This is a genomic window from Pontibacter sp. LHS1 (genome assembly GCF_058932855.1).
The window spans coordinates 46,848-70,386 of record NZ_JBZYWF010000004.1 but is presented as its reverse complement, the minus strand read 5'-3'; the positions used below and the strand labels follow the sequence as shown (position 1 = coordinate 70,386).

The following is a 23,539-nucleotide window of genomic DNA, read 5'->3' as shown; positions in this document are numbered from 1 at the left end:
AATTGGTTCAGCCGGCCTATTTTCCTGGCAATTCCTGCTGCTGATGAGCGGGTGCGTGAAAACGTGCCTTGTATTGTTTTCAACGTAGTTTAGCCGCATGTGGTTATCGGCTTTTGTTAAAATAAAATTGTACTTAACTACTTGATACAGTGGGTTGGCCATAATTTGCCCCGGCCAGTTTTGTTTTCACAGAAAATCAACCATACCTTTACAGCAGTTTAGGGGTGCCTTATAACAACGGGCTGAGATCATACCCATTGAACCTGATCCGGGTAATGCCGGCGAAGGGAAAAACGCGGGGAAACATTGTAGCAGGCTGCCGGCCCCTGGCAGGTCTGTTTGTTTCATCTTATCTTTTCTTACACACCAATGAAAAAATTACTCATTGTGATGGCAGTCACGCTATTGCCATTGCAGCTGCTTGCTCAGTTCCAATTGAGCGGCTACGTAACCGATGCTCTCAAAAACGAGGCGCTGGCGGGAGCCACCGTCGTATTGACGAGCAGCGGCCATGTCACAGTTACCGACCCTGACGGCCGTTTTCAATTTCAGGACTTGTCGGCGGGAAATTATACCCTGCGGGTGTCCTACCTGGGCTATACTCAGCTGAGCAGACAAGTGCAACTGGCCGCCGACACCGAGCTGCGCCTGGCGTTGCAGCCAGCCAGTGTGAACGCAGGTGAGGTACTGGTATCATCTACCCGCGCTAACGAACGAACGGGTACTACTTTCACAAACGTGACGCGCGAAGAGATCAACGAGCGCAACTTCGGACAGGACCTGCCTTATCTACTCGAGCAGGTACCGTCGGTGGTGGTGAACTCCGATGCCGGCGCCGGCGTGGGTTATACCGGCATCCGCATACGTGGTTCTGATATTACCCGCATCAACGTGACCGTGAATGGTATACCTATCAACGATGCTGAGAGCCACGGCACTTTCTTCGTGAACATGCCTGACTTTGCCTCGTCTGTGGAAGACATGCAGGTACAGCGAGGAGTGGGTACTTCTACCAACGGAGCAGGCGCCTTCGGAGCGAGCATCAATATCCAGACGCAGCAGGTGCGCCGCGAGGCCTATGCCGAAACCGACAACAGCTACGGCTCTTTCAACACCTGGAAGAACAATGTGCGCTTCGGAACGGGTCTGATCAATGGCAAATTCGCTTTCGACGGTCGCCTGTCCCGCATTAAGTCTGACGGCTACATCGACCGCGCTTCTTCTGACCTGAAGTCCATGTACTTCTCGGGTGGCTACTACGGCGACAAAACAACAGTAAAGTTCGTGACCTTTTCGGGGCAGGAGCAGACCTACCAAGCCTGGTATGGTACACCGGAGGCGCTGGTGTATGGCAACGAAGCTGACCTGCAGGCCTACATCGACCGTAATGGCATCACCGGCAGTGATCTGGAAAACCTGCGCACAGCCGGTCGCAGGTATAACTACTATACCTACGATAACGAAACCGACAACTACCAGCAGGACCACTACCAGCTGCACCTGTCGCACGACTTCTCGCCGGAGCTTACCTTCTCAGGAGCGCTGCATTATACCTACGGACGTGGCTACTACGAGCAGTTCCGCAACAACGACCGCCTCTCCAACTATGGTTTGCCAAATGTGGAAATTGGCGGTCAGGTGATCAGCCGCACCGACCTGATCCGCCGTCGCTGGCTCGACAACGGGTTTTATGGCGCCACCTACGCCCTGCAGTACAATCCTTCGTCTCGCCTGAATGCCACGTTGGGCGGTGCCTGGAACAGGTATGACGGTGACCATTTCGGAGAAGTGATTTGGGCACGCTACGCCTCCACCTCGAACATACGCGACCGCTACTACGACAATAACGCCGTGAAGACGGACTTCAACATCTTCGGTAAGGTGACCTACAGCCTGACAGATCAGCTGAGCTTGTTCGGTGATATGCAGCTGCGCACTATCAATTATACCTTCGAGGGCATCAACAACAACTTTGAGAACCTGGAGCAGGAGGTGAACTATACCTTCTATAATCCTAAAGCAGGTATAAGCTATGAGTTTAAGCCGGGACATCAGCTGTACGCCTCTTATGCCATTGGCAATCGTGAGCCGGTGCGCAAAGACTTTACAGAGTCAACTGCCGACAGCCGTCCAAAGCATGAGACGCTGCGCAACCTGGAAGCCGGCTACCGAGGTCAGCTGGGCTTAGGCGAACTGGCAGGAAGAGCGCTGAGTGCCAATGTGGAGGCGAACTACTTCTTCATGGACTACAAGAACCAGCTGGTACTCACAGGCGAGATCAATGATGTTGGAGGCTATACCCGCACGAACATCGACCGCAGTTACCGCCAGGGTATAGAGCTGGCCGGTGCATTACGTTTGGGCAACACGGCGAGCCTGAGCAGCAACCTGAGTTACAGCCAAAACAAACTGCGTGACTTCGAGGAGTACATCGACGACTATGATGAAGGTGGTCAGGTGATGAACAGTTACAGCCAGGCTTCTATTGCCTTCTCCCCGGATTTTGTGTCTGCCACGCAATTGGAGGTGGAGGTGCTGAAAGGCCTGAAAGCTGCCTTTATTTACAAGACGGTGAGCAAGCAGTACTTGGATAACACCCAGAACGAGAACCGCATTATACCTGCCTACCAGGTGGGCGACCTGCGTCTGCGCTATACTACTGGTTTCACAGGTGTGCTGAAAGGGCTGGAACTTGGGCTGCTGGTGAACAACATCTTCAACGAACGCTATGCTGCCAATGGCTATACCTACAGCTATATAGCAGGAGCGGAGCTGACAACCGAGAACTTCTACTATCCACAAGCCACCCGTAACTTCCTGGCTTCTGTAGGTCTAAGATTTTAACATAGATTGAGTTTTTTTGGAAAGGCCCTGCCATCTGGTGGGGCTTTTTTTTTCACCTCCTTCTTATCCTACAAATCCTTCAGGTAGGGGGCCTATATGTCGATTCAGAAAACTTGTTATATTTGCGTATTACCCTTTCCTTAAAACAACGAAATAAGCTATGGCCTACGAATCATCAGGAGCTCCTGACTATTATAACATCGACGATTTACTCACCGAAGAACACCTCCTTATCCGTCAGACGCTGCGCGACTTTGTAAAGAAAGAGATTTCTCCGAACATCGAGCAGTGGGCACAAGATGCACATTTTCCATCTGAAATAGTGAAGAAGTTTGGTGATGTAGGTGCTTTCGGTCCGACTATACCTGCCGAGTATGGTGGTGGCGGACTGGACTACATCAGCTACGGCATCATCATGCAGGAAATCGAGCGCGGTGATTCCGGTATGCGCTCTACCGCTTCGGTGCAGGGCTCGCTGGTAATGTATCCGATCTATGCCTACGGCTCGGAGGAGCAGCGTAAGAAGTACCTCCCTAAGCTAGCCAGCGGCGAATGGCTGGGCTGCTTCGGCCTCACGGAACCCGACTTCGGCTCTAACCCGGGTGGTATGGTAACCAACATCAAAGACATGGGAGACCATTATTTGCTGAACGGCTCCAAGATGTGGATATCCAACTCACCGGAGTGCCAGGTGGCGGTGGTATGGGCCAAAAACGAACAAGGCCGCATCAAAGGTCTGATCGTGGAGCGCGGTATGGAAGGCTTCTCAACCCCAGAGATCCACAACAAGTGGAGCTTGCGTGCCAGCTGCACCGGCGAGCTGGTATTCGACAACGTGAAGGTGCCAAAAGAGAACCTCTTGCCAAACGTGGAAGGCCTTCGCGGTCCGCTTGGCTGTCTCGACTCTGCCCGCTACGGCATTGCCTGGGGTGCAATAGGTGTGGCGATTGACTGTTACGAGTCGGCCCGCAAGTATGCCATGGAGCGTATCCAGTTCGATAAGCCAATCGGCGCTTTCCAGCTCACACAGAAGAAATTGGCTGAAATGCTGACTGAGATCACGAAAGCGCAGTTGCTGGCCTGGAGACTGGGCACCTTGAAAAACGAAGGGAAAGCGACAACACAGCAGATCTCGATGGCGAAGCGAAATAACGTGGACATGGCCCTGCACATCGCCCGCGAAGCACGCCAGATACACGGTGGTATGGGCATCACAGGCGAATACCCGATCATGCGCCACATGATGAACCTTGAGTCGGTGATTACCTACGAAGGCACTCACGACATTCACCTGCTCATCACAGGTGCTGATATCACAGGTATACCTGCATTTAAATAGACCTGCTCAAGCCTCTTCCTAAAACAGGTATGGGCTGTAGGTATAGAAAGGCAGCTGCGGGAGTGGCTGCCTTTCTGTTTTTGCTAATCATATTAGATTTTTGGTGAATCACTATAAAATAATTAGCAAAAATCAGTAAATTCGTAGGCAGAAATGGAGCGAAAGCATAGCTGAAACTGTTACCTTTAGGTATAGCTTTTAGCTGCAATAATACAGTTTATTCTATGAGAGAAGATTATCTCACCGGCAGTAATGACTACATGTCGCCGGCTGAAAAAGACATTGACAAGGCGCTTCGTCCGCTGAGCTTTGCCGACTTTACGGGGCAGGCGAAGGTGGTGGAGAACCTGAAGATATTTGTGCAGGCAGCCAAGAATCGTGGCGAGGCGCTGGATCACGTGCTGTTGCACGGCCCTCCCGGCCTGGGTAAAACCACGCTGTCGCATATCATCGCTTCTGAGCTGGATGCAGGTATAAAAATGACTTCCGGCCCGGTGCTCGATAAGCCAAGCGACCTGGCGGGTCTGTTGACTAACCTAGACGCGAATGATGTGCTGTTCATCGACGAGATACACCGCCTCAACCCGATTGTGGAGGAGTACCTGTACTCGGCGATGGAGGATTACAAGATCGACATCATGCTTGACTCTGGTCCAAATGCCCGCTCTGTGCAAATCAGCCTGAATCCGTTTACGCTGATCGGAGCTACGACACGTTCTGGGCTGCTGACTTCGCCGCTGCGTGCCCGCTTCAGCATCAACTCACGTTTGGAGTACTACGATGCTGAGCTACTTACCTCCATCGTAAAGCGTTCTTCAGCCCTGTTGGGAGCGCCTATACATGAGGATGCGGCATTTGAGATTGCCCGCCGTAGCCGTGGTACGCCGCGTATTGCCAATAACCTGCTGCGTCGTACCCGCGACTTCGCCCAGGTAAAAGGCAATGGCACCATCACAGTAGAGATCGCGAAGTTTGCGCTGAATGCACTCGACGTAGACCACAACGGATTGGATGATATGGACAAGCGTATCCTGAGCACCATCATTGACAAGTTCAAGGGTGGTCCGGTAGGTCTGTCTACCATCGCGACGGCCTGTGGAGAAGAGTCTGAGACGATCGAAGAGGTATACGAGCCGTTCCTGATCCAGGAGGGCTATATCAAGCGTACCTCCCGCGGTCGTGAAGCTACGGAAGCCGCTTACCGCCACCTGGGCAAGATTCCGCCGCAGCAGGTAGTAGCTGGTGGTTTGTTTGACCAGGCTGAATAACTTTGTTTGTGATAAAGTGAAAACGGCAGACCTCAGGTCTGCCGTTTTTGTTTTCAGCAGATAAGAAACACTACTCCGTCTTCTTTATCTCTGCGATTACCTCTACCTCTAAAATAGTATCCTCCTCAAACAACCGCGATACCTGCACCCAGCTAGCAGCAGGGGTGTGAGAGCCATAATACTTTCTGCGTATGGGCTGACTTTTTTTAGCTGCTTCAATGTCAGTCGTATACAAATTCTCTTTTACCACATGCGTTAGGTCAAGTCCATACTGCTTTAGGGTCAGCCCGATGGTCTGGTAAACCCGCTCCATGGCTTGATCCATGGTGCCTTTTCCTACCGTGCCTGACAGATATAGCATATTGCCACTCCGGTATGCCTGAGCGTAATTCCACTCCTGCTCACCCTTCGGATGCAAATGAAAAATTTTTCCGTTCTGTAGTTTCTGGCCCTGTGCCTGCACAGTATAAGCTAAGCCAATAAGTAAGGCGATCAGTAAGAGGAGATTCTTTTTCATAGTTGTATAGCTTTTATAGGTTTCTACTTCTATACCTAAGAGTATGCCAATCCAGAAATTGCGCTCAGAAGGACCAAGAGAGTGATATGACTGGCAGCACGTCTGCTCAGTATGTTCAAAATAGTACAGCGCTGTCCAAAAACGAACGACAAAGGGAGCGCAAAAGGAAAAGGCTTGGCGAGCTTGGGCGAAATAGGTTAGAATCGGATTTATTTTGCCGTAAATTTGTTCTCCCCAAGGTATAGCTATACCTGAGCACCAAAATTTTGAACAAAGCACAAACTACATACCTCATCAAGCAGAAGGCGCAGGAACTGGGTTTCATGTACTGTGGCGTCTCCAAAGCTGATTTTCTGGAAGAGGAGGCACCGCGACTGGAGAACTGGCTGAAGCAGAACATGCATGGCCAGATGCACTACATGGAAAACCACTTCGACAAGCGGCTCGATCCGCGTCTGCTGGTGGAGGGGGCCAAGTCGGTGGTGTCGCTGCTGCTCAACTACTATCCTGAGCAAGAGGATCAGCAGTCGGAGGAAGGCACTTACAAGGTGTCAAAGTATGCTTACGGCACCGATTACCACTTTGTGATCAAAGACAAGCTGAAGACGCTGTTGAACTACATCAACGAAGAGATAGGAGAGGTGGGCGGCCGTTGCTTCGTAGACTCTGCTCCGGTGCTCGACAAGGCCTGGGCCAAAAAAAGTGGGCTGGGCTGGGTAGGCAAGAATTCTAATCTGATCACGCCACAGGTGGGTAGTTTTTACTTTATCGCCGAATTGATCATTGATTTGGAGCTCGAGTATGATGGGCCCATCAAAGATTACTGCGGCTCTTGCACCCGCTGTCTGGATGCCTGCCCGACGGATGCGATCGTGGAACCCTATGTGGTGGACGGCAGCAAATGCATTTCTTACTTCACTATTGAGCTGAAAGACCAACTGCCGCAGGAGATGAGCGGGAAGTTTGGCAACTGGATTTTCGGATGTGACATTTGCCAGGATGTGTGCCCCTGGAACCGGTTCAGCAAGCCGCACAAAGAGCCTGCCTTTGAGCCGCACCCGCAGCTGAAGGAAATGAAGAAGTCGGACTGGGAGGAAATAACGCAGGAAGTCTTTGCGCAGCTGTTTAAGAAATCAGCTGTGAAACGAACAGGTTACAATGGACTACTGCGCAATATCCGCTTTGTGGAGCAGGGCCCCGATTCTCAGACCTGAGCTCTGGAGAAGACTTTGTTCAGCACAAAGAGGTACATCTCCGAGAATTTTTCATAGCACCATTGTTTCAGCTGTTTGAGCTCTTCCGGGACCAGCACTTTAAAGGCTTTTCTCAGCTCTTTTTCAAACAGCTTTCTGTCGAAGCTTACCTTCAACAAGATCGTTTTAACGTACTCCAGCATTTTCGTTTGTGGTATTTCGGTATTCTAATCTGATATACGAAATTAGGCTAAAAAGTTGATTCAGTTTTGATTAATTTGTAGAATTTGTAGTTAATCGGTTGATTCTGAATGACAATACGAGTCTTCATTTTATCGGTTCTCCAGTGTCAGAACGTTGGAAACAGGCCTGTATTTCGCTAAAACAGCTAAACTGTAGGGATAATTAAATGAATAAAGTCGCGAGAATTGGACTATAATATTCCCGTGGATAGCGGCAAGAATTTGTAAATTTGCCATTATACCTGATTTATGCGCCTGACTTCTCTACTTGTGCTGTTATACCTACTGGTATTGGTGCCCGCCTTCGGGCAGCAGGCCCGTATTGAGTTAGGGAAAAGTCCGCTTCCGATCAACACTTACTTTACGGTATCTATCAGGCTTCAGGACCAGCAGCTCAAAGACTATTCGCCTTTTCCCGAGATAGAAGGCTTCAAGAAAAGTAATCGCTTTTCATCCACCAAAACGGTCATCGCAGGAGGTAAAACCACCACCGTGCTGACCATCACGCAAAACTACGCAGCACTGGCCGAAGGCGACTACGAACTCAAACCATTTAGCATGACCGTGAATGGGCAGCCCCTGCAATCACCCGGTATGAAAATCAAAGTGGGGCCAATGGCTGCCGTTAGTCCGCAGGGACCCGACCTGGTGATTCCGCAGCAGACAGCGCAGGGCGAGGAACAGCCGCAGGAGTATGTGGATCAGGAGGATAATGCTTTCCTGACGCTTTATACAGATAAGAAGGAAGTATACGTAGGCGAGGGATTGAACATTGTGCTGTACTTCTATCTGGCCGAAGAAGATCAACGGCTGCTGGACTTTCATGACTTTGGCAACCAGATAACAGGTATACTGCGGCAGCTGAAACAGCCTAATGCCTGGGAGGAGGTATTTGAAATAGACGAAGTAACTCCTGAGCAGGTGGTTGTGCAGGGGAAGCCATACCTGCGTTTCAGGCTATACGAAGCCGTGCTGTTCCCGCTTACAACTGAGCCGCTGCATTTCCCGAAGCTTTCACTGCGTATGCTCAAATACAAAGTGGCCGTCAATCCTACCTTACTGGAAGATCGCCTCGAGGGGTACAAAACCTTCTTTGCCCGTGAGCGCATCATACCTGTCAAAGAATTGCCGCCGCACCCGCTGCGTGATGTGGTGCCTGTGGGTGAGTATACCTTGCGCGAAGGGCTGTCAAGTAAGTCGGTGCCGCTGAACAAAAGCTTTACCTATATGTTTGAGCTGGAAGGAGAAGGTAATCTGGCTGCGATCATGCCTCCAAACCCAAAAACCACAGGGACGCTAGACTTCTATCCGCCCGATCTGCAGCAGGATATTACGTTGCGTGCCGGGCATGTGCAGGGTATGAAGCGCTTCACCTATTCAGTGCTGGGACGTGTACCAGGCACTTACAATCTGGCCGACGACTTCCAGTGGATCTACTTCAATCCGGTGACTGCCACTTACGATACACTGCGATCTAACCTGAGCGTGACGGTAACAGGTATAGCCGATGCAGGTACCATGGTGCTGGCGCGTGACCTGGGGCCTTTTTATAAGATTATCGAAAACGAAGACCATACCTTAGTAAGCATTTATCAGGATAAAGCTATTAAGCGCTACACCAATATTATTCTGCTGGTGCTTTTGGCTGTGTCAGGGTTTATCTTCTTAAAATACCGCAAAATAAAATGAGCAACACATACGGTAAGATTTTCAGAATAACCACCTTCGGGGAGTCACATGGTCCAGCCGTGGGCGTGATCGTGGACGGCTGTCCGGCAGGTCTGGAGATAACTACAGACGAGATACAGGCAGCCCTTGACCGACGTCGGCCAGGCCAGTCAGACATCACCACACCCCGCAAAGAAGAAGACAAAGTAACAATACTCTCCGGCGTATTTGAAGGCCGAACCACGGGAACGCCTATCGCGATGGTGGTAGGCAACAAAGACCAGGCAAGCCATGACTACTCCCATGTGGCGCAGGCATTCCGGCCGTCACATGCCGACTATACCTATACCGCCAAGTATGGCCTGCGCGACCACCGTGGCGGCGGCCGCAGCTCAGCCCGCGAAACCGTGGCACGTGTGGCAGCGGGTGCTTTGGCCGCTAAACTGCTGCAGCATTATGGCATCATGGTCCGCTCTTATGTGTCGCAGGTGGGCCATGTAAAGCTCCGCAAGCACTACACAAAGCTCGACTTGTCGCAGATCGACAGCAATAAAGTGCGCTGCCCTGATGGCAAAATTGCCGCCCGCATGATCGGCCTGATCGAAGATGCCCGCGACAGCCTGGATACTATTGGCGGCGTAGTGAGTTGCGTGGTACAGGGCGTGCCATCGGGTTTAGGAGAGCCCGTGTTCGATAAGCTGCACGCCGAGTTGGGCAAGGCCATGCTGAGCATCAATGCGGTGAAAGGCTTTGAGTATGGCAGTGGCTTTGAGGGTGTGAAATTGCGCGGCTCGGAGCACAACGACCAGTTCTATACCGATGAGGAAGGCAATGTGCGCACCCGTACCAACCACTCAGGAGGTATACAAGGGGGCATCAGCAACGGGCAGGATATCTACTTCAATGTAGCCTTCAAACCTGTAGCCACCATCCTGAAGCCGCAGCAGACCATTAACGATGCCGGTGAGGAAATCACCCTGCAAGGCAAAGGCCGTCATGACCCCTGTGTGTTGCCACGGGCCGTGCCGATCGTAGATGCAATGGCTGCGCTCGTGCTGGCTGATTTCCTGTTGAGGCAGCGGGTGAATAAGTTATAAAAAGAGCCGCTCCCTTTATAAAGGAGCGGCTCTTCTATTATAGCTATACCTTACGGTTTAGAACAATCTCAGGTGCACCACCAGGAACCAAACCAGCAGGAAGATCGGAAGCAGGAATGGAATAGAGTAACGCAGGATGTAAGCGAAGAATGATGGCATTTTCACACCGGCACTTTCCGCGATCGCTTTTACCATGAAGTTTGGTCCGTTACCAATGTAAGTGAAGGCTCCGAAAAGTACGGCTGCTAACGAGATGGCTTCGAGCTGAATGAGTGTCTCCATACCTGCGGCCGAAGTGCCGGCGGCAAACTGCCTAACATCCTCTACGTTGTTCTGAGCCAGGTCAAACTTGGCCATAGCCAGTGAAAGGAAGTTGGCATAAGTTGGGGCATTATCCAGGAAGCCAGAAAGTGAGCCCGTTGCCCAGTACAGGAAGTTTGGTGTAATGAAGTTGGCGTAAGCGGGCGACGAGGCAATCTCGGCTGAAAGCTGCAGGGCTGGCATCATGGTAAAGAAGATACCAAAGAACAGGAACACTACTTCCAGAATAGGGTGGAAGTTGAACTGGTTACCTGCCAGGGCTTCTTTGCTTGAAAAACGGAAGCACATGAAGGCCGCTCCAAGCTGGATTATCTCACGGATGTAAGAGAACTTATTGCCGTCGTAGTAGATGTGTGGTAGCGCATCGATCACGTTCGGGTCCAGGAACACGGCGCCGATAATGATGGCCAGCCAGAACAGGTTACGACGACCGGTGAAGCTGAATTCTGTTTTGCCTGTGCTTGGCTCTGGGTTGTCGAGGTGGGCTACGATTTCATCGCCTTTGTTGCGGCTATCCACAAAGAAGAACAGTGTGCAAAGCAGGATGATAGAGATTACCCATGGAATGAAAAGGTGCTGAAGCGTCCAGAAGAACGGCACACCTTTGATGAAACCAATGAACAGGGGCGGATCACCAAGCGGAGTTAACAGACCACCGGCATTACTCACAATAAAGATAAAGAATACGATCTGGTAAGGCTTGAGTCGGTGCGCGTTGAGGCGCATAAACGGACGAATCAGAAGCAGGGAAGCTCCTGTGGTACCAATGAAGTTGGCTAAAACAGCACCTACGGCTACCAGCGCCACGTTTATGAGTGGAGTTGCTTTGGCATTCACATTCAGGTATATACCGCCAGCCGCAATGTAGAGGGAGCTAAGCAGTACAGCAAACGTGAAATACTCGGCGAGTGTATGGGCAGGCATGTGTACATCACCTAGCACAAACAGGTAGTAAGCCAACACGGTCAGACCAAGTGTAACGGCTATTTTCTTATAGTTGTGTTCCCAAAAGTGCCCGAAAAAGATAGGACCACTTGCAATAAGTCCGATCAGGAGCAGAAAAGGGATAATCAGGAAACCAGGAACGGCATGCTGCGCTTGCGCCAGCAGAATGTAGTTGTAAAGCATGTTAAACGTGCTGTGTGTTTAGTCGGGACAAAAATTTAACTGCGTCACAAAGTTACATTTTCTGGGCTAAATAGCTAACCAAATTGTTGTATAGACACCGCTAATGCGGCACGATACCTGCTTTATATAAAAGAAATGTACAAGTGGCTTGCTGTTTTGTGAGCTGTGCGCCTTTGCAAGGCACTATCACTTGTCAGAATAATTGAGTAATTTTGGAAACTTTAAGGCGCAGGCCTAAGTTTTAACATAAAACGCTGATATCCATGTTAGATAATAAAGAAAAGACAGTTTCGGTATATGCCGAAGCTAACCCGAACCCCGAGTCCATGAAGTTTGTGATGAACGTAGGCCTTCTGCCAGACGGCCAGAGCGTGGACTATCCTAACTTAGAGAGTGCTGCTGATTCACCTTTGGCACAAGAGCTCTTTAATTTTGATTATGTGTCGCGTGTGTTCATCGCCAGCAACTTCGTAACAGTAACCAAAGCCGCTGACATCGAGTGGGTGAAGCTTATACCTGAGCTGCGCACCTTCCTGAAGTCGTATGTAGAGGCTGGCGGCCCGATTTTCGTGGAGGGCTTTCAGGCAAACAAACCAGCTGCAAACACAGAGGAAAACGGTGAGGTGTCTGAGGATGATGCTGCAATCGCTAAGAAAGTAACTGACCTACTGGAAAACTATGTGCGTCCGGCTGTAGAGCAGGATGGAGGTAACATCTCCTTCAAGTCCTACAAAGACGGTGTGGTAACTGTACACCTGCAAGGTTCTTGCAGCGGCTGCCCATCTGCCACTGTTACGCTTAAGGCTGGTATTGAGAACCTGCTCAAGCGCATGGTTCCTGAAGTACAAGAGGTAGTGGCTGACGGTGTGACGATCTAAGCAAGCCCTGCACACTAAAATATAAAGGCCGGTTCCCTCTAAAGGGAGCCGGCCTTTTTTCATGACTCAAGTTAGCAGCTGTTCCATGGCAAGGTATAGATTAAGCTTGGTTACCAGGTATAGCACAGGGTCTTCATTGCCCCTTTCTGTTAGCAGATAGGTACAGACCGGACTGGTTCAGATGCTAGGTATGGCTATACCTGCAGGCACAAAAAAACTCCCACCCCTTTTCAGAGGCGGGAGTTTTAAGTTTATAAGCTAAGCTTAACTTAAGCTACTTTAGCAGAGACTGCTGGCGTTACTTTATCTTTTACAGTATCCACTACGATTGGGGTCGCGATGAACAGGGAAGAGTAAGTACCTGCCAGTACACCGATGATCATGGCGAACGAGAAGCCTCTCAGTACTTCACCGCCGAAGATGAACAGGATCACAACCACCACAAACAGGGTAAGTGACGTGATGATCGTACGGCTGAACGTGCTGATCAGGGCTGGGTTCACAATGTCACGCAGCGGCTTGTTCGGGTTATCCTGCATGTACTCACGCACACGGTCAAAGATTACCACAGTATCGTTTATGGAGAAACCGATGATGGTCAATACCGCCGCAATGAACACCTGGTCCATTTCGTAAGATACGCCAAACAGATCGAAGATCGAGAACACCGCGATGATTATCAGGGCGTCGTGCAACAAGGCTACCACACCACCAAGTGAGAACTGCCACTTGCTGAAGCGAACCATCACGTAAATAAAGATACCCACCAGTGCCAGCAATACGGCTACAAGGGCTGTTTTCTGGATGTCGTCGGCCATAGTAGCACCTACCTTAGATGAGCTCAGTATCTCCGGGTTCTGGTTGCTGTATTGCTCCAGACCCTGCATCAAAGCGGCTTTCACACGCTCGTCAGCCTGAATGCTTTCGTCATCTGCCAACCAGCTGGTTGTGATTTTCACACGGTTAGAAGCACCGAATGTCTTTACTTCTGTACCAGCAGACTCAAAGTCGTCCAACAGGGCCGAACGAACATCAGGGGCTGCAATAGCCTGATCGAAGTTCACGACATAAGAACGACCGCCTTTGAAGTCAACACCCAGGTTAGGGCCACCGTTGATGTACATCGCCACAAAGCCAAACACGATCACAGCAAGTGAGAAAGCGTAAGCAGGCTTTCTGAACTTCATCACATCGAATTTCACGTTGCGGAACATGTTAGCTGAAAGGGCAGTACCGAATGATAGTTTGCCGCTCTTCTTGAAAACACGTTCTACCAGTATTCTTGAAATAAATACAGAAGTAAAGAATGATGTAACGATACCGATCATCAGGGTGATCGCAAAGCCTTTCACAGGACCAGAACCGAAGAAGTACAGGATGAAGCCTACGATAAAGGTTGTTACGTTCGCATCCAAGATAGTTGAGAATGCTTTGTCGTAGCCTTTGTTGATCACTTCACGCATGCTCAGGCCTTTAAGCGACTCTTCACGCATACGCTCAAATATCAGTACGTTCGCATCCACGGCCATACCCAGTGTCAATACGATACCGGCGATACCAGGCAAGGTAAGCGCAGCACCAAACTGAGCCAGTACACCCAGGATGAAGAACACGTTGAACAACAGGGCAAGGTCAGCAATGAAACCGCCACGGCTGTAGTAAGCGATCATGAAGATCACAACCATGATCAGACCAGCAATCGTAGAGATCAGACCCTGGTTGATGGCTTCCTGACCCAATGAAGGACCTACGATAGCTTCTTCCACAATACGGGTAGGAGCTGGCATCTTACCGGCTTTCAGGATGTTGGCAAGGTCTTTTGCTTCTTCAATAGTAAAGTTACCTGTGATAGATGAGTTACCACCTGTAATCTCACCCTGCACCACTGGCGCAGAGTAAACATAGTTGTCGAGTACAATCGCCACCTGACGGCCTACGTTGTCGCCTGTCAGTTTAGCCCAGCGCTTCGCACCGGCTGGCGTCATGGTCATGTTGATCTCAGGGCGACCGTTCTGGTCAAAGTCCTGACGGGCATCGTTTACGGCATCACCTGTCATAGGAGCTTTGCCATCACGGCCTTTCTTCACAGCGTAGAACTCTACAAACTCCTGACGGTTGTCACCCACAAGTGGCTTCACGCCCCACAGGAATTTCATGTTAGGAGGGAAGATAGAACGAACATCAGGTCTGTTGAAGATTTCGTTGATTTTGGCAGTGTCGCGCACATTAGCACCGATACCACCCGGCATCATCGTGAACAGACGGCCCATTACACCCATTTGCTCTTCCTGCAGCGACTGAAGTGCATCGGCACTGTCTGTCTGCGCAGCAGAGGCAAGGGCTGTTGTGTCGCCAGCAGCGGCGGCGGCTGTGTCGTTAGAGGTAGCGGCAGCCTGTGCCAGTACGTCATCAGCAGCAGCATCCTGTACTGTGGCAGGCGTAGTAGCCGAAGACTGTGTACGGGCTGTTGAAGAACGGCCTAAGTTCAAACGACCAGCTTTCTCTTCAGCGTTCAGGTGGTCACTCAGCTGTGTGAAATAAGGAGAAACCTCTTCAGGCGTCCATACTTCCCAGAACTCCAGGTTTGCCATACCCTGCAGGAGCTTGCGCACACGGTCAGGGTTGTCGATACCTGGCAATTCGATCTGGATACGACCGCTGTTACCAAGGCGCTGGATGTTTGGCTGGCTCACACCGAATTTGTCAACACGCGTACGCAGGATGTTGAATGAACGCTCAATGGCATCTTCTACTTCCGTATCAATCGCGTTGATTACATCAGCGTTGCTGGACTCGTAGCTGATCTTGCCACGATTGGCTGTGTTAGAGAAGATGCGGCTCAAACGACCGTCTGGCTCAATCTCTCTGAAGGCTTCAGCGAACAGGGAAGTGAACTTCTCCTGGCTGTTGCGCTGCATTTCCTGTGCACGGGCAAGGGCTTTAAGAAAGTTCGGGTCTTTGCTGTTGCCAGACATAGACCTGATGATCTCGATAGGAGACACTTCCAAAACCACGTGCATACCGCCACGAAGGTCAAGGCCAAGGCCCAGTTCGTTTTCTTTTACCTCCTGGTAGGTATACTCAGCACCAAGGAAGTTATAAACTGGCTCTCTCCACACCGAGTCAAGGTATGACTGCTGTTTGGCGTGGTCTACGTTGCCTTGTGCGTCTGTTGCATAAGCCTCAGCGTCTTTCTGCACACTGCGGGCAACGAACGAGAATGACAGGTAGTACAGGCAAAGCGCCGATACTATCAATGTCATAACGATAATAAAATTCTTATTCCGCATGGGTTGGTTGATAAATAAAGTATAGTTGAAATAATGGTAATGCTCTGTAAATCACAGCTTGCTGTTTTATACAAACCAATAAATGCTGTGAAGCTGTTCCGCTATACCTGAGAAAATGGTATGCGCAACGGGTCAGGACCGTAGACGGACCTGTGGGGAAAGGAATCGCTTAGGGAGCGTTGGGCTGAATGGAAATAGGGAAGAAGCGGGCTACGAAGCCAGCTCCGGGCGCTCTGGCCGCATAAGCAGGCAGGGCTTCGTCAGTAGGTATAGCAAAGGCAGGTATAGGAGTAGGCTCCAGCGCGTCCTGCTCCAGGTTGAGCACCACAAAGGAGGTAGTAGCCTCCAGCGTGACCTTTTGCTTGATAACAGTTTTTTCCTGCGGGGCAGTGGCCAGTTGAGAGGCCGACTTTGCAGGAGTGCCTTGCGCCGTGTAGGTATACGCCACCACCTCCTGCCCATTGAGCATGAGCGCCCAAAGCAGGGTTACGGTCATCAAAAGATGACGGAAGTGCGGCAATATGTTGGCTGCGTTTGGCATACAGAAAGCAAATGTAAGGCTTTCTCTGAAAAATTAAAACCTGTTAGCGGTTTATATCAATAAATCGTTTAATGTCGTGCTTCTTTCCGATAAGAATCAGAATGTCAGAAGGATAGATAATGGTGTCGGCCTTCGGAACACCGATGATGTGCTCCACCTGCGTTGGTTTACCATCCTGTATCTCCTCAAAAAAGCGCTTGATCGTGATCATGTTGAGGTTATACTTCTCACGCAGCGATATTTTCGCCAGGCTTTTGTTGGCGATGCCACGCGGGGTATTGATCTCCACGATCTCATAGTTGTCGGGCAGCGGCAGGAAGGTGCGGATGTTCGGCTGCAACAGTCGCTCGGCCACGGTTTTACCAACCTCGCCCTCCGGCGAAAGGATCTCCTGCACGCCCATTTTCTCCAGAATACGGCGCTGCTGCTTGTTGGAGGCACGTGTGATCACACGCTTGATGTTGAGCTCCTGCAGGTTCGCCGTTGTGATCAGCAGGGCCTCGAAGTCCTCCCCGATGGCCACAATGGCTGCGTCCATGTCCTGCACGTTCTGCGCTTCGAGGGCACGGATGTCCGTGGCGTCAAGTGCAACGGCATAAGCCACTTCGTCCTTGATGGCTTCCACGTGGTCTTCGTCGTTGTCGATGGCGAGCACCTCCGCGCCGCGCTCAGCAAGCGTACGGGCTATGGAGTTGCCAAAGATACCGAGGCCGATTACTACGAACTTGTGTCGCATTATTTTATCTTGGAGTTAAGGTATGTGGTCAGCACCTCCAGTCCGCGGTCGAAGTTCTCGTTATTCGGAATGATGATGTCTGCGTCGTTTTTGTAAGGCTTAATGTACTTCTCGTAAGTAGGCGCTACATGATGGGTATAGCGGTACAGTACATCGTCGAGGTCGTAGCCGCGCTCCACTTTGTCGCGCACAATGCGGCGCTGTAGTTTGATGTACTCTTTTGCGTCGATGTATACCTTCAGGTCCAGCAGTTTGGCGATCTCCTCGAAATAGAATACGAAAATACCCTCTACCACCACGATCGGGGCCGGCTTGAACTCCAGCTGTTTTGGCACTACGTTGGGATTGTTGAAGGTATATTCTTTGCGGTAAACGGTTTCGCCCTGGCTCAGCTTCAGGATGTCCTGTGCATAAGCGTCGTCGTCGATGCAGGAAGGAAGGTCGAAGTTGACCACCCCGTTCAGGTCGCGGGTCTGGTGTTCGCGGTCTTTGTAATAATTGTCCTGAGAGATAAGACAAATGTTCTCAGGCGAGAAAGAAGCAAGTAGTCTATTCAAAAAAGTGGTTTTCCCTGAAGCACTACCTCCTGTAATTCCGACGATAAAAGGCTTTTGCATTGGAAGTTATGGTTTCAGGCTACAAAATTAGTATTTTAAGGCCAATGTGGCTACAGCCTGTGCTAATTATTTTACCTCCCCAACGCTATTGTGCCTTCAAAAATTCCACCAGCTTCCGGATGGCCTCCCCGCGGTGACTGATGGCGTTTTTCTCCTCCGGCGTCATCTCTGCGAAGGTGCGGTCGTAGCCCTCCGGTATAAATACCGGATCGTAGCCAAAGCCTTTATCGCCTTTCCACTCGGTGGTAATCTGCCCGTTCACGATTCCTTCGAACTGATGCTCCTGCCCATCCAGGTATAGCGTGATGGAAGTGCGGAAGCGGGCACGGCGGACGTCATGGCCCTCGAGGTTCTTGAGCAAGTGGCGGATATTGTCGGCGTCGTTGCGCTGGGGGCCAGCATAGCGGGCGGAGTATACCCCAGGCTCTCCACAAATGGCGTCTACTTCCAGCCCGGTATCATCGGCAAAACAGTTCAATTTATACTTCTCCCATACATATTGCGCTTTCTGTCGGGAATTGCCTTCCAGTGTGTCCTGGTCCTCGGCCAGTTCTTCGTGACAGCCAATGTCCTCCAGGGTGAGCAGTTTATACTTGCCTTCGAGCATGCGACTCACCTCGGCTACTTTGTTTTTGTTGTTGGTGGCGAAGCAAAGTTCTTTCATCGATCAGGATTCTCAGGATTTAAGGATTGGCAGGATTACAATATGCATCTCCTTAGCCAGGTTGAATAGTACGAACTGAGATGTTGTAGGATTAGCTTGTAGCCTAAAATCAGTCTTTAGCGGAAGCAGCGACTGCTTGTGCGCGGCGTTCTATGTTTTTCAATTGGGTATACCTTTTGGTATTAGCGTTCCAGTGGTAAGCATGTATACCTACACCGATGGCGCTGTAAATAGAAAGCCTGACAAGGAAGTCAGAGGAGGTGAAACCATCAGCCAGTGCGGCTGTGTCCCAGGCTTTGAGCGCGTCCCAAGACTTGAAGAGATATGAAAATACGCTTACGAACATACCCCATAGTAATCCGCGAGTCAGGATGTAGCGCCATTGACCGTTTTCTTTCGCCTTGGCCCATTTGTTAATGAAGTTTGTTTCTTCTTTTTTTAACTGCATCATAGCCTCTTTAAATAATCTAATTAATCCTCTTTAGGAAGTTGCGCCTGTGGGTCGTAGGTTGCACCAAGACGTGCGGCATTTTCCTCTATTGTGAGCGGCATGCCTGCTTCGGCTCTGCGTTTGTTCACAAGTTCGGGCTCTTCAATAGGCCAGATAGCCATAGTGCCGTCTCCACTGGACATATTGCTGGCCTGTGTGCCATAAATTTGTTTTTTGCCCTGCCACATCAATATGCGGTCTTCCATCATGGCGGCGTGTACCTTATTAGCTTCGCCTTCCTGTGCTCTTTGCTGCAAAAGCGGGAAATACTTTTCCATCGCGCTTAGACTGCTGTGCTGCACTACAAAGAAAATACTGGAGGCTGCATCTTCGCCTACCTGGCTCTGCGGAAGCCAGCCATATTTGTCGATTATCTCGAATACGATGATTTGGTTAACCGAATCGATGCGGTGCATTTCGGGCATCAGCGCCATTTGCTCTTCTGGAGAGGTAGATTCCGATAGTTTTAACCGGATGCCCTGATCGGTGGCCAATACCTCCTCTAATACCAGCCTGAGTGAGTCGTAAGGTATAGCAGGTGCTGCCTCAACCTGAGTGGTGGTTGTCTCTTGCTGGTTTGGTTGACAACTGGCGAATGCGAGCAGTGCGAAGAAAGCGAGGTAGAGGTGTTTCATTTCTATGAGTCTTAATGTAAATAAGCCGCTACTTCGTCTTCCTGCAGCACCACATCCACACGCTCACGCAGGGTCGTGGCCAGCGAATACCCGGTGTAGGTAGCTGAAACTGGAAATAAGGTATGGTGGCGGTTCACCAAGGTCGCAATCTCGATCTTGCGCGGGTTGTGCGGCAGCAGGGCGTTTAAGGTATAGGCCAATGTTTTGCCTGTGTTCAGTACATCGTCCACAATGATCACCACAGTGTTTTCAAGCGCCGTTCCCTCTGGACTGATGGCAACGGGCGTTTGCAGCGGAGCTGTTTTGTCGAGCGTGACCTGCAGAAGCGTGACCTTGATAGGCGAAATCTTCTCGAGTTCCTGTGCCAGCATGCCTGCCAGGGTATAGCCGTTGCGGTGTATGCCTGCCAGCACAAGGGTCTGTTCCTCAAAGTTCTGCTCGTATACCTCGTAGGCCATGCGGGTGATCTTTTGCTGTATCTGGCTTTGGTCGAGTATCAGGTTTTGCTGTGGGTGTGTCATGTGGGTATCGGTATAAGGTATGGCGCTGTGCCTGAGACAAATTTATATAATTATCGATAGCAACTGCATACCTGAGTAAATGAGTAAAATAATTTGGTTAGTAGCGTTTTAATTTCAAAAATACTTATTAAATTTGCAGTCCGATTCAGAAATTAAGGTTAATAAACGTTTATAATAATGAAAAAAGGCATTCACCCAGAATACAGAGATGTGGTATTTCAGGATATGACGAGTGATTTCAAATTCATCACGCGTTCTACGATGAACTCTGACGAGAAAATCACGATGGAAGACGGCAAGGAGTATCCAGTGATCAAAGTGGAAGTTTCTTCTGCATCACATCCTTTCTACACTGGTAAAAACATCTTTGTGGATACTGCGGGTCGTGTGGAGCGTTTCAACACACGTTACAAGAAAAAATAAGCAGGCATACCACCTGGTTAAAGCGTTTCAAAAAAGTCTTCCCGAGAAATCAGGAAGACTTTTTTATTTTTACCTCTAGTCGAAGCAATTGGCTCGGTTTCTGTTATAGCAAAAGTTATATATAGACGCATACTAAAGCATTGACTATGAAATTGAAAGCTATCTCTCTTTTTGCCTTCCTGTCGCTCTTTGCCTTCGCCTCCTGCGACAAAATCGAAGAAGTTATACCTGAGCCCGGGCCTGTTGACAAAACAGTAGTGTTCCAGATCTTTGGCAGTCAGGATTTCTCCTACAGCCAGTATGCTGAAGAAGAGATAGTGATTCAACTTTTGATTACCAGAACGAACAGGGATGTGGCAGATGCAATTGAAACGGTGGTTTTCGACAGCACCTTTACGATGGCGCTGAAAGAGATACCTGTGCGGGCTAACAGAATAGTGATCAGGAAAACTGTGCCTGCGGTGCTGATTGCTAAGGAGGATGTGTTTATCGGAACGGGTTATACCTACAGGCAGAACTCCTTTGGCAAGAACCAAACCTTTCCTGCCGACCAGCAAGAAAAGAATGTGGAGCTGACTGTCTACTAACGAAAAGATTATACCTAATTAAGCGAGTCTTCCTGAACTATTTCGGGAAGACTTTCTATTTTTGTAACTATGAATATCATTCTCTTCGATGAACCTGTTATCCGGCAGTCGCTGTTGCCGCTGACTTTCACAAGGCCAGTGGCCGAGATCCGCGTTGGCATTATGACCATTGCGGAGAAGTGGCAGACCTATGCGGGAGCAACCGTGTCGTATCTGACGCAGACATACCTGCAGCATAAGTTTCCGGCGCACTACGGTACGCACAATGTTTTTGTGAATGGTGCGGTATGCCCGGATGAAAAGCTGATAGAACAGGTCAAAGCTCTCAAGGTAGGAGAAGGATTGTACTGCGAAGGTATGCTGGTCGCGCTCAATGCCGATAACCTGGACCTGCACGACGCGGCCGAACTGGTTATGCACTCCTCCTCTAAAAAGATGGAATGCATGCCTGAGAGCATCATCCGGGAAGTATGGGAGATTTTCGTGCAGAATGGAAATCAGATTCGCAGCGACTTCAAAGTGTTGACAGAAGGTCGCATAAGCCAGCCTGTTGGTGACAAGTATACCATGGTGTATGGCGAAGAAAATATCTTCATCGAAGAGGGTGTGAAAATCCGTGCAGCCATACTCAATGCGGAAAACGGCCCTATTTACATCGGCAAGAATGCCCAGATACATGAAGGCGCTGTTGTCAAAGGCCCATTTGCGATCTGTGAAGGCAGCAACGTGAATGTAGGCGGCAAAATGCGGGGCGACGTGACCATCGGCCCTTTCTCAAAGGTGGGCGGTGAAGTAGCGGCTTCGGTGATCTTTGGCTATACCAACAAAGGCCACGAAGGCTACCTGGGCAACTCCGTGCTGGGCGAATGGTGCAACCTGGGTGCCGACACCAACACCTCGAACCTGAAGAACAACTACGCCGAGGTGAAGATCTGGAGTTACGCCAAGGGCGGCTTCAAGAGTACTGGTCAGCAGTTCTGCGGCCTGATCATGGGCGACCACAGCAAGTGCGGTATCAACACCATGTTCAATACGGGTACAGTAGTAGGTGTGAGTGCCAACATCTTTGGGGCTGGCTATCCGCGCAACTTTATACCTTCCTTCGCCTGGGGAGGCGCCGCCGGCTTCGAGACCTTCCAACTCCGCAAAGCAAACGAAGTAGCCGAAAAGGTAATGGAACGCCGCAACCTGGCTTATGACAAAATAGAACAGGATATTATGGCGGATATCTTTGAACAAACCCGCGAATACCGGGTGTGGGATAGGAAAGTATAATTGATGGTTGTTAATTGCTGTTTTTATGAAGCGAAATTGTCGCTAACTGAGTAAAGGGCGGCCGTTTGTGTTTGCAACAATCACATAAATACTAAGCAATTAACAACCGACAATCAACAATTAACAATTTACTGAATTGCATTTCTCTCAAATAATAGGACATCAGGAAACGAAAGCCTTATTGGTTAACTCGGTGCGGCAGAACCATGTGGCGCATGCGCAGCTGTTTCTGGGGCAGGAGGGGAGTGCCAATCTGGCCTTAGCACTGGCCTATGCCGCTTACATTAACTGCGAGGACCGGCAGGCCGATGATTCATGTGGAACGTGCAACAGCTGCGTGAAAATTAACAAGCTGGTGCACCCCGATTTCAACTTCGTGATGCCGGTGACCAGCACCAAGTCGGTAACCAAGGATGTGCTGAGCCAGAAATTTCTGACTGAGTGGCGCGAGTTTGTGCTGTCCAATCCTTATCAGGGGCTGAACGAGTGGATGCAGCACATCGGTGCCGAAAACAAGCAGGGCAATATCTCCAAAGAGGAAAGCCGCCAACTGGTGAAGCTGGTTTCCTTAAAGGCTTTTGAAGGCGATTATAAGATCGTGCTGATCTGGCTGCCGGAGCTGATGCACCCTTTTGCGGCCAATGCCTTGCTCAAGTTGCTGGAAGAACCACCAGCTAAAACGCTTTTCCTGTTGGTGTCTCAGTCAGCCGAGAAGCTCCTGGCGACCATCACGTCCCGTACCCAGATCGTGCAGGTACGTGCCTTCACGGAAGAAGAGGTCATCGCATACTTGCAGGAAAAACATGGTCTTGACGACACAGCCGCTTACCAGGTGGCGCAATTGGCTGAAGGCAGTCTGAATGCCGCCACTAAACTCACCAGCGAGGTCAGCAGCGACTACTTTACCTTCTTCACCGATTGGATGCGCAATTGCTACAGCTATAAATTTGACAAGGTGGTGGACTTCAGTGAGGAGTTTCAGAAGCTGGGCCGCGAGAACCAGAAGAACTTTCTGCTCTATGCGCTCAACTTGTTCCGCAAGGTGATGCTCTACGGTGTGGATCCTTCGCTGATAGCTTATTTGCCCTCAAATGAGCTTGATTTCGTACAAAAGTTCTCGAAGCTGATAACAGAAAACAATGCCGATAAACTGACGCAGGAACTTAACGAGGCACATTATCATATAGAGCGAAACGCCAACCCGAAAATGGTGTTCGTAGACAGCTCTATCCAGATTGCCCAGTACCTGCGCAATGCTAACTAAG

Annotated in this window: 22 protein-coding genes and 1 riboswitch; of the genes, 11 read left to right on the top strand and 11 right to left on the bottom strand. The window is 50.1% G+C overall.

Annotation, left to right across the window (positions count from 1 at the left end; translation table 11 throughout):
- The first annotated feature begins 210 nt into the window (after positions 1–210).
- Positions 211–308, top strand: a riboswitch (TPP riboswitch).
- A gap of 61 nt (positions 309–369) precedes the next feature.
- The 3 genes from AC5FXQ_RS09520 (at position 370) to ruvB (ending at position 5,451) form a co-directional block, all read left to right on the top strand.
- On the top strand, positions 370–2,844 hold the full coding sequence (locus tag AC5FXQ_RS09520; protein WP_493602237.1) for a TonB-dependent receptor: 2,475 nt from the start codon (positions 370–372) through the stop codon (positions 2,842–2,844).
- Between the two features lie 160 nt (positions 2,845–3,004).
- On the top strand, positions 3,005–4,183 hold the full coding sequence (locus AC5FXQ_RS09515) for an acyl-CoA dehydrogenase family protein (RefSeq protein WP_493602236.1): 1,179 nt from the start codon (positions 3,005–3,007) through the stop codon (positions 4,181–4,183).
- 224 nt (positions 4,184–4,407) lie between these two features.
- Positions 4,408–5,451 (top strand): Holliday junction branch migration DNA helicase RuvB, encoded by a 1,044-nt coding sequence (gene ruvB / locus AC5FXQ_RS09510; protein ID WP_493602235.1) that lies wholly within the window; start codon positions 4,408–4,410, stop codon positions 5,449–5,451.
- A gap of 70 nt (positions 5,452–5,521) precedes the next feature.
- On the opposite strand, the gene AC5FXQ_RS09505 is transcribed toward ruvB, so the two are convergent.
- Complete coding sequence (locus AC5FXQ_RS09505; protein WP_493602234.1) at positions 5,522–5,968, bottom strand: RidA family protein; 447 nt, start codon at positions 5,966–5,968, stop codon at positions 5,522–5,524.
- 266 nt (positions 5,969–6,234) lie between these two features.
- Between AC5FXQ_RS09505 and queG the strand changes: the two genes are divergently transcribed.
- Positions 6,235–7,182: a tRNA epoxyqueuosine(34) reductase QueG gene (gene queG, locus AC5FXQ_RS09500; protein ID WP_493602233.1), complete on the top strand. Its 948-nt coding sequence runs from the start codon at positions 6,235–6,237 to the stop codon at positions 7,180–7,182.
- Here the strand turns inward: queG and AC5FXQ_RS09495 are convergent.
- Positions 7,173–7,364: a hypothetical protein gene (locus AC5FXQ_RS09495; RefSeq protein ID WP_493602232.1), complete on the bottom strand. Its 192-nt coding sequence runs from the start codon at positions 7,362–7,364 to the stop codon at positions 7,173–7,175. The two genes, queG and AC5FXQ_RS09495, sit on opposite strands and share 10 nt — an antisense overlap.
- 288 nt (positions 7,365–7,652) lie before the next feature.
- On the opposite strand from AC5FXQ_RS09495, the gene AC5FXQ_RS09490 reads away from it, so the two are divergent.
- Complete coding sequence (locus AC5FXQ_RS09490; RefSeq protein ID WP_493602231.1) at positions 7,653–9,092, top strand: BatD family protein; 1,440 nt, start codon at positions 7,653–7,655, stop codon at positions 9,090–9,092.
- The gene (gene aroC, locus AC5FXQ_RS09485) at positions 9,089–10,168 is read left to right on the top strand and encodes a chorismate synthase (RefSeq protein ID WP_493602230.1); all 1,080 of its coding nucleotides are present in this window, start codon (positions 9,089–9,091) and stop codon (positions 10,166–10,168) included. Before AC5FXQ_RS09490 ends, aroC begins: the two co-directional genes overlap by 4 nt.
- A gap of 57 nt (positions 10,169–10,225) precedes the next feature.
- On the opposite strand, the gene AC5FXQ_RS09480 is transcribed toward aroC, so the two are convergent.
- Positions 10,226–11,617, bottom strand: a complete 1,392-nt coding sequence (locus AC5FXQ_RS09480) for a sodium:proton antiporter (protein WP_493602229.1) — start codon at positions 11,615–11,617, stop codon at positions 10,226–10,228.
- A 263-nt stretch (positions 11,618–11,880) separates the two neighbouring features.
- Between AC5FXQ_RS09480 and AC5FXQ_RS09475 the strand changes: the two genes are divergently transcribed.
- Positions 11,881–12,495 (top strand): NifU family protein, encoded by a 615-nt coding sequence (locus AC5FXQ_RS09475; protein WP_493602228.1) that lies wholly within the window; start codon positions 11,881–11,883, stop codon positions 12,493–12,495.
- A gap of 269 nt (positions 12,496–12,764) precedes the next feature.
- Here the strand turns inward: AC5FXQ_RS09475 and secDF are convergent, their stop codons facing one another.
- From secDF to AC5FXQ_RS09435, 8 genes are all read right to left on the bottom strand, one after another.
- Positions 12,765–15,785 (bottom strand): protein translocase subunit SecDF, encoded by a 3,021-nt coding sequence (secDF, locus tag AC5FXQ_RS09470; protein WP_493602227.1) that lies wholly within the window; start codon positions 15,783–15,785, stop codon positions 12,765–12,767.
- Positions 15,786–15,954: 169 nt separating this feature from the next.
- A complete protein-coding gene (locus AC5FXQ_RS09465) occupies positions 15,955–16,326 on the bottom strand; it encodes an RNA methyltransferase (RefSeq protein ID WP_493602226.1) in 372 nt (123 codons plus the stop codon).
- A gap of 43 nt (positions 16,327–16,369) precedes the next feature.
- Positions 16,370–17,062, bottom strand: a complete 693-nt coding sequence (locus AC5FXQ_RS09460; protein ID WP_007652125.1) for a potassium channel family protein — start codon at positions 17,060–17,062, stop codon at positions 16,370–16,372.
- Positions 17,062–17,679, bottom strand: a complete 618-nt coding sequence (gene udk / locus AC5FXQ_RS09455; protein ID WP_493602225.1) for a uridine kinase — start codon at positions 17,677–17,679, stop codon at positions 17,062–17,064. Before udk ends, AC5FXQ_RS09460 begins: the two co-directional genes overlap by 1 nt.
- A gap of 85 nt (positions 17,680–17,764) precedes the next feature.
- A complete protein-coding gene (locus tag AC5FXQ_RS09450) occupies positions 17,765–18,343 on the bottom strand; it encodes a non-canonical purine NTP diphosphatase (protein ID WP_493602224.1) in 579 nt (192 codons plus the stop codon).
- 109 nt (positions 18,344–18,452) lie between these two features.
- Positions 18,453–18,794, bottom strand: a complete 342-nt coding sequence (locus AC5FXQ_RS09445; RefSeq protein WP_493602223.1) for a hypothetical protein — start codon at positions 18,792–18,794, stop codon at positions 18,453–18,455.
- Positions 18,795–18,814: 20 nt separating this feature from the next.
- On the bottom strand, positions 18,815–19,468 hold the full coding sequence (locus AC5FXQ_RS09440; RefSeq protein ID WP_493602222.1) for a DUF6624 domain-containing protein: 654 nt from the start codon (positions 19,466–19,468) through the stop codon (positions 18,815–18,817).
- A gap of 11 nt (positions 19,469–19,479) precedes the next feature.
- A complete protein-coding gene (locus AC5FXQ_RS09435) occupies positions 19,480–19,989 on the bottom strand; it encodes a phosphoribosyltransferase family protein (RefSeq protein ID WP_493602221.1) in 510 nt (169 codons plus the stop codon).
- A 177-nt stretch (positions 19,990–20,166) separates the two neighbouring features.
- Here AC5FXQ_RS09435 and AC5FXQ_RS09430 point away from each other — a divergent pair, with 177 nt between their 5' ends.
- From AC5FXQ_RS09430 to AC5FXQ_RS09415, 4 genes are all read left to right on the top strand, one after another.
- Positions 20,167–20,412 (top strand): type B 50S ribosomal protein L31, encoded by a 246-nt coding sequence (locus AC5FXQ_RS09430; protein ID WP_007652115.1) that lies wholly within the window; start codon positions 20,167–20,169, stop codon positions 20,410–20,412.
- Positions 20,413–20,558: 146 nt separating this feature from the next.
- On the top strand, positions 20,559–20,999 hold the full coding sequence (locus AC5FXQ_RS09425; protein ID WP_493602220.1) for a hypothetical protein: 441 nt from the start codon (positions 20,559–20,561) through the stop codon (positions 20,997–20,999).
- A 69-nt stretch (positions 21,000–21,068) separates the two neighbouring features.
- On the top strand, positions 21,069–22,274 hold the full coding sequence (locus tag AC5FXQ_RS09420) for a GlmU family protein (RefSeq protein ID WP_493602219.1): 1,206 nt from the start codon (positions 21,069–21,071) through the stop codon (positions 22,272–22,274).
- 136 nt (positions 22,275–22,410) lie between these two features.
- Positions 22,411–23,538 (top strand): DNA polymerase III subunit, encoded by a 1,128-nt coding sequence (locus tag AC5FXQ_RS09415; RefSeq protein ID WP_493602218.1) that lies wholly within the window; start codon positions 22,411–22,413, stop codon positions 23,536–23,538.
- Position 23,539 lies beyond the last annotated feature (1 nt).

Bases quoted from the DNA above. Each gene is read 5' to 3' on its own strand.
- AC5FXQ_RS09430 (WP_007652115.1), top strand. From the start codon at position 20,167: ATGAAAAAAGGCATTCACCCAGAATACAGAGATGTGGTATTTCAGGAT.
- AC5FXQ_RS09495 (WP_493602232.1), bottom strand. From the start codon at position 7,364: ATGCTGGAGTACGTTAAAACGATCTTGTTGAAGGTAAGCTTCGACAGA.
- secDF (WP_493602227.1), bottom strand. From the start codon at position 15,785: ATGCGGAATAAGAATTTTATTATCGTTATGACATTGATAGTATCGGCG.
- AC5FXQ_RS09520 (WP_493602237.1), top strand. From the start codon at position 370: ATGAAAAAATTACTCATTGTGATGGCAGTCACGCTATTGCCATTGCAG.
- AC5FXQ_RS09425 (WP_493602220.1), top strand. From the start codon at position 20,559: ATGAAATTGAAAGCTATCTCTCTTTTTGCCTTCCTGTCGCTCTTTGCC.
- AC5FXQ_RS09460 (WP_007652125.1), bottom strand. From the start codon at position 17,062: ATGCGACACAAGTTCGTAGTAATCGGCCTCGGTATCTTTGGCAACTCC.
- AC5FXQ_RS09450 (WP_493602224.1), bottom strand. From the start codon at position 18,343: ATGAAAGAACTTTGCTTCGCCACCAACAACAAAAACAAAGTAGCCGAG.
- AC5FXQ_RS09420 (WP_493602219.1), top strand. From the start codon at position 21,069: ATGAATATCATTCTCTTCGATGAACCTGTTATCCGGCAGTCGCTGTTG.
- AC5FXQ_RS09505 (WP_493602234.1), bottom strand. From the start codon at position 5,968: ATGAAAAAGAATCTCCTCTTACTGATCGCCTTACTTATTGGCTTAGCT.
- AC5FXQ_RS09490 (WP_493602231.1), top strand. From the start codon at position 7,653: ATGCGCCTGACTTCTCTACTTGTGCTGTTATACCTACTGGTATTGGTG.
- AC5FXQ_RS09435 (WP_493602221.1), bottom strand. From the start codon at position 19,989: ATGACACACCCACAGCAAAACCTGATACTCGACCAAAGCCAGATACAG.
- ruvB (WP_493602235.1), top strand. From the start codon at position 4,408: ATGAGAGAAGATTATCTCACCGGCAGTAATGACTACATGTCGCCGGCT.
- aroC (WP_493602230.1), top strand. From the start codon at position 9,089: ATGAGCAACACATACGGTAAGATTTTCAGAATAACCACCTTCGGGGAG.
- AC5FXQ_RS09440 (WP_493602222.1), bottom strand. From the start codon at position 19,468: ATGAAACACCTCTACCTCGCTTTCTTCGCACTGCTCGCATTCGCCAGT.
- AC5FXQ_RS09515 (WP_493602236.1), top strand. From the start codon at position 3,005: ATGGCCTACGAATCATCAGGAGCTCCTGACTATTATAACATCGACGAT.
- AC5FXQ_RS09480 (WP_493602229.1), bottom strand. From the start codon at position 11,617: ATGCTTTACAACTACATTCTGCTGGCGCAAGCGCAGCATGCCGTTCCT.
- AC5FXQ_RS09475 (WP_493602228.1), top strand. From the start codon at position 11,881: ATGTTAGATAATAAAGAAAAGACAGTTTCGGTATATGCCGAAGCTAAC.
- AC5FXQ_RS09465 (WP_493602226.1), bottom strand. From the start codon at position 16,326: ATGCCAAACGCAGCCAACATATTGCCGCACTTCCGTCATCTTTTGATG.
- udk (WP_493602225.1), bottom strand. From the start codon at position 17,679: ATGCAAAAGCCTTTTATCGTCGGAATTACAGGAGGTAGTGCTTCAGGG.
- AC5FXQ_RS09445 (WP_493602223.1), bottom strand. From the start codon at position 18,794: ATGATGCAGTTAAAAAAAGAAGAAACAAACTTCATTAACAAATGGGCC.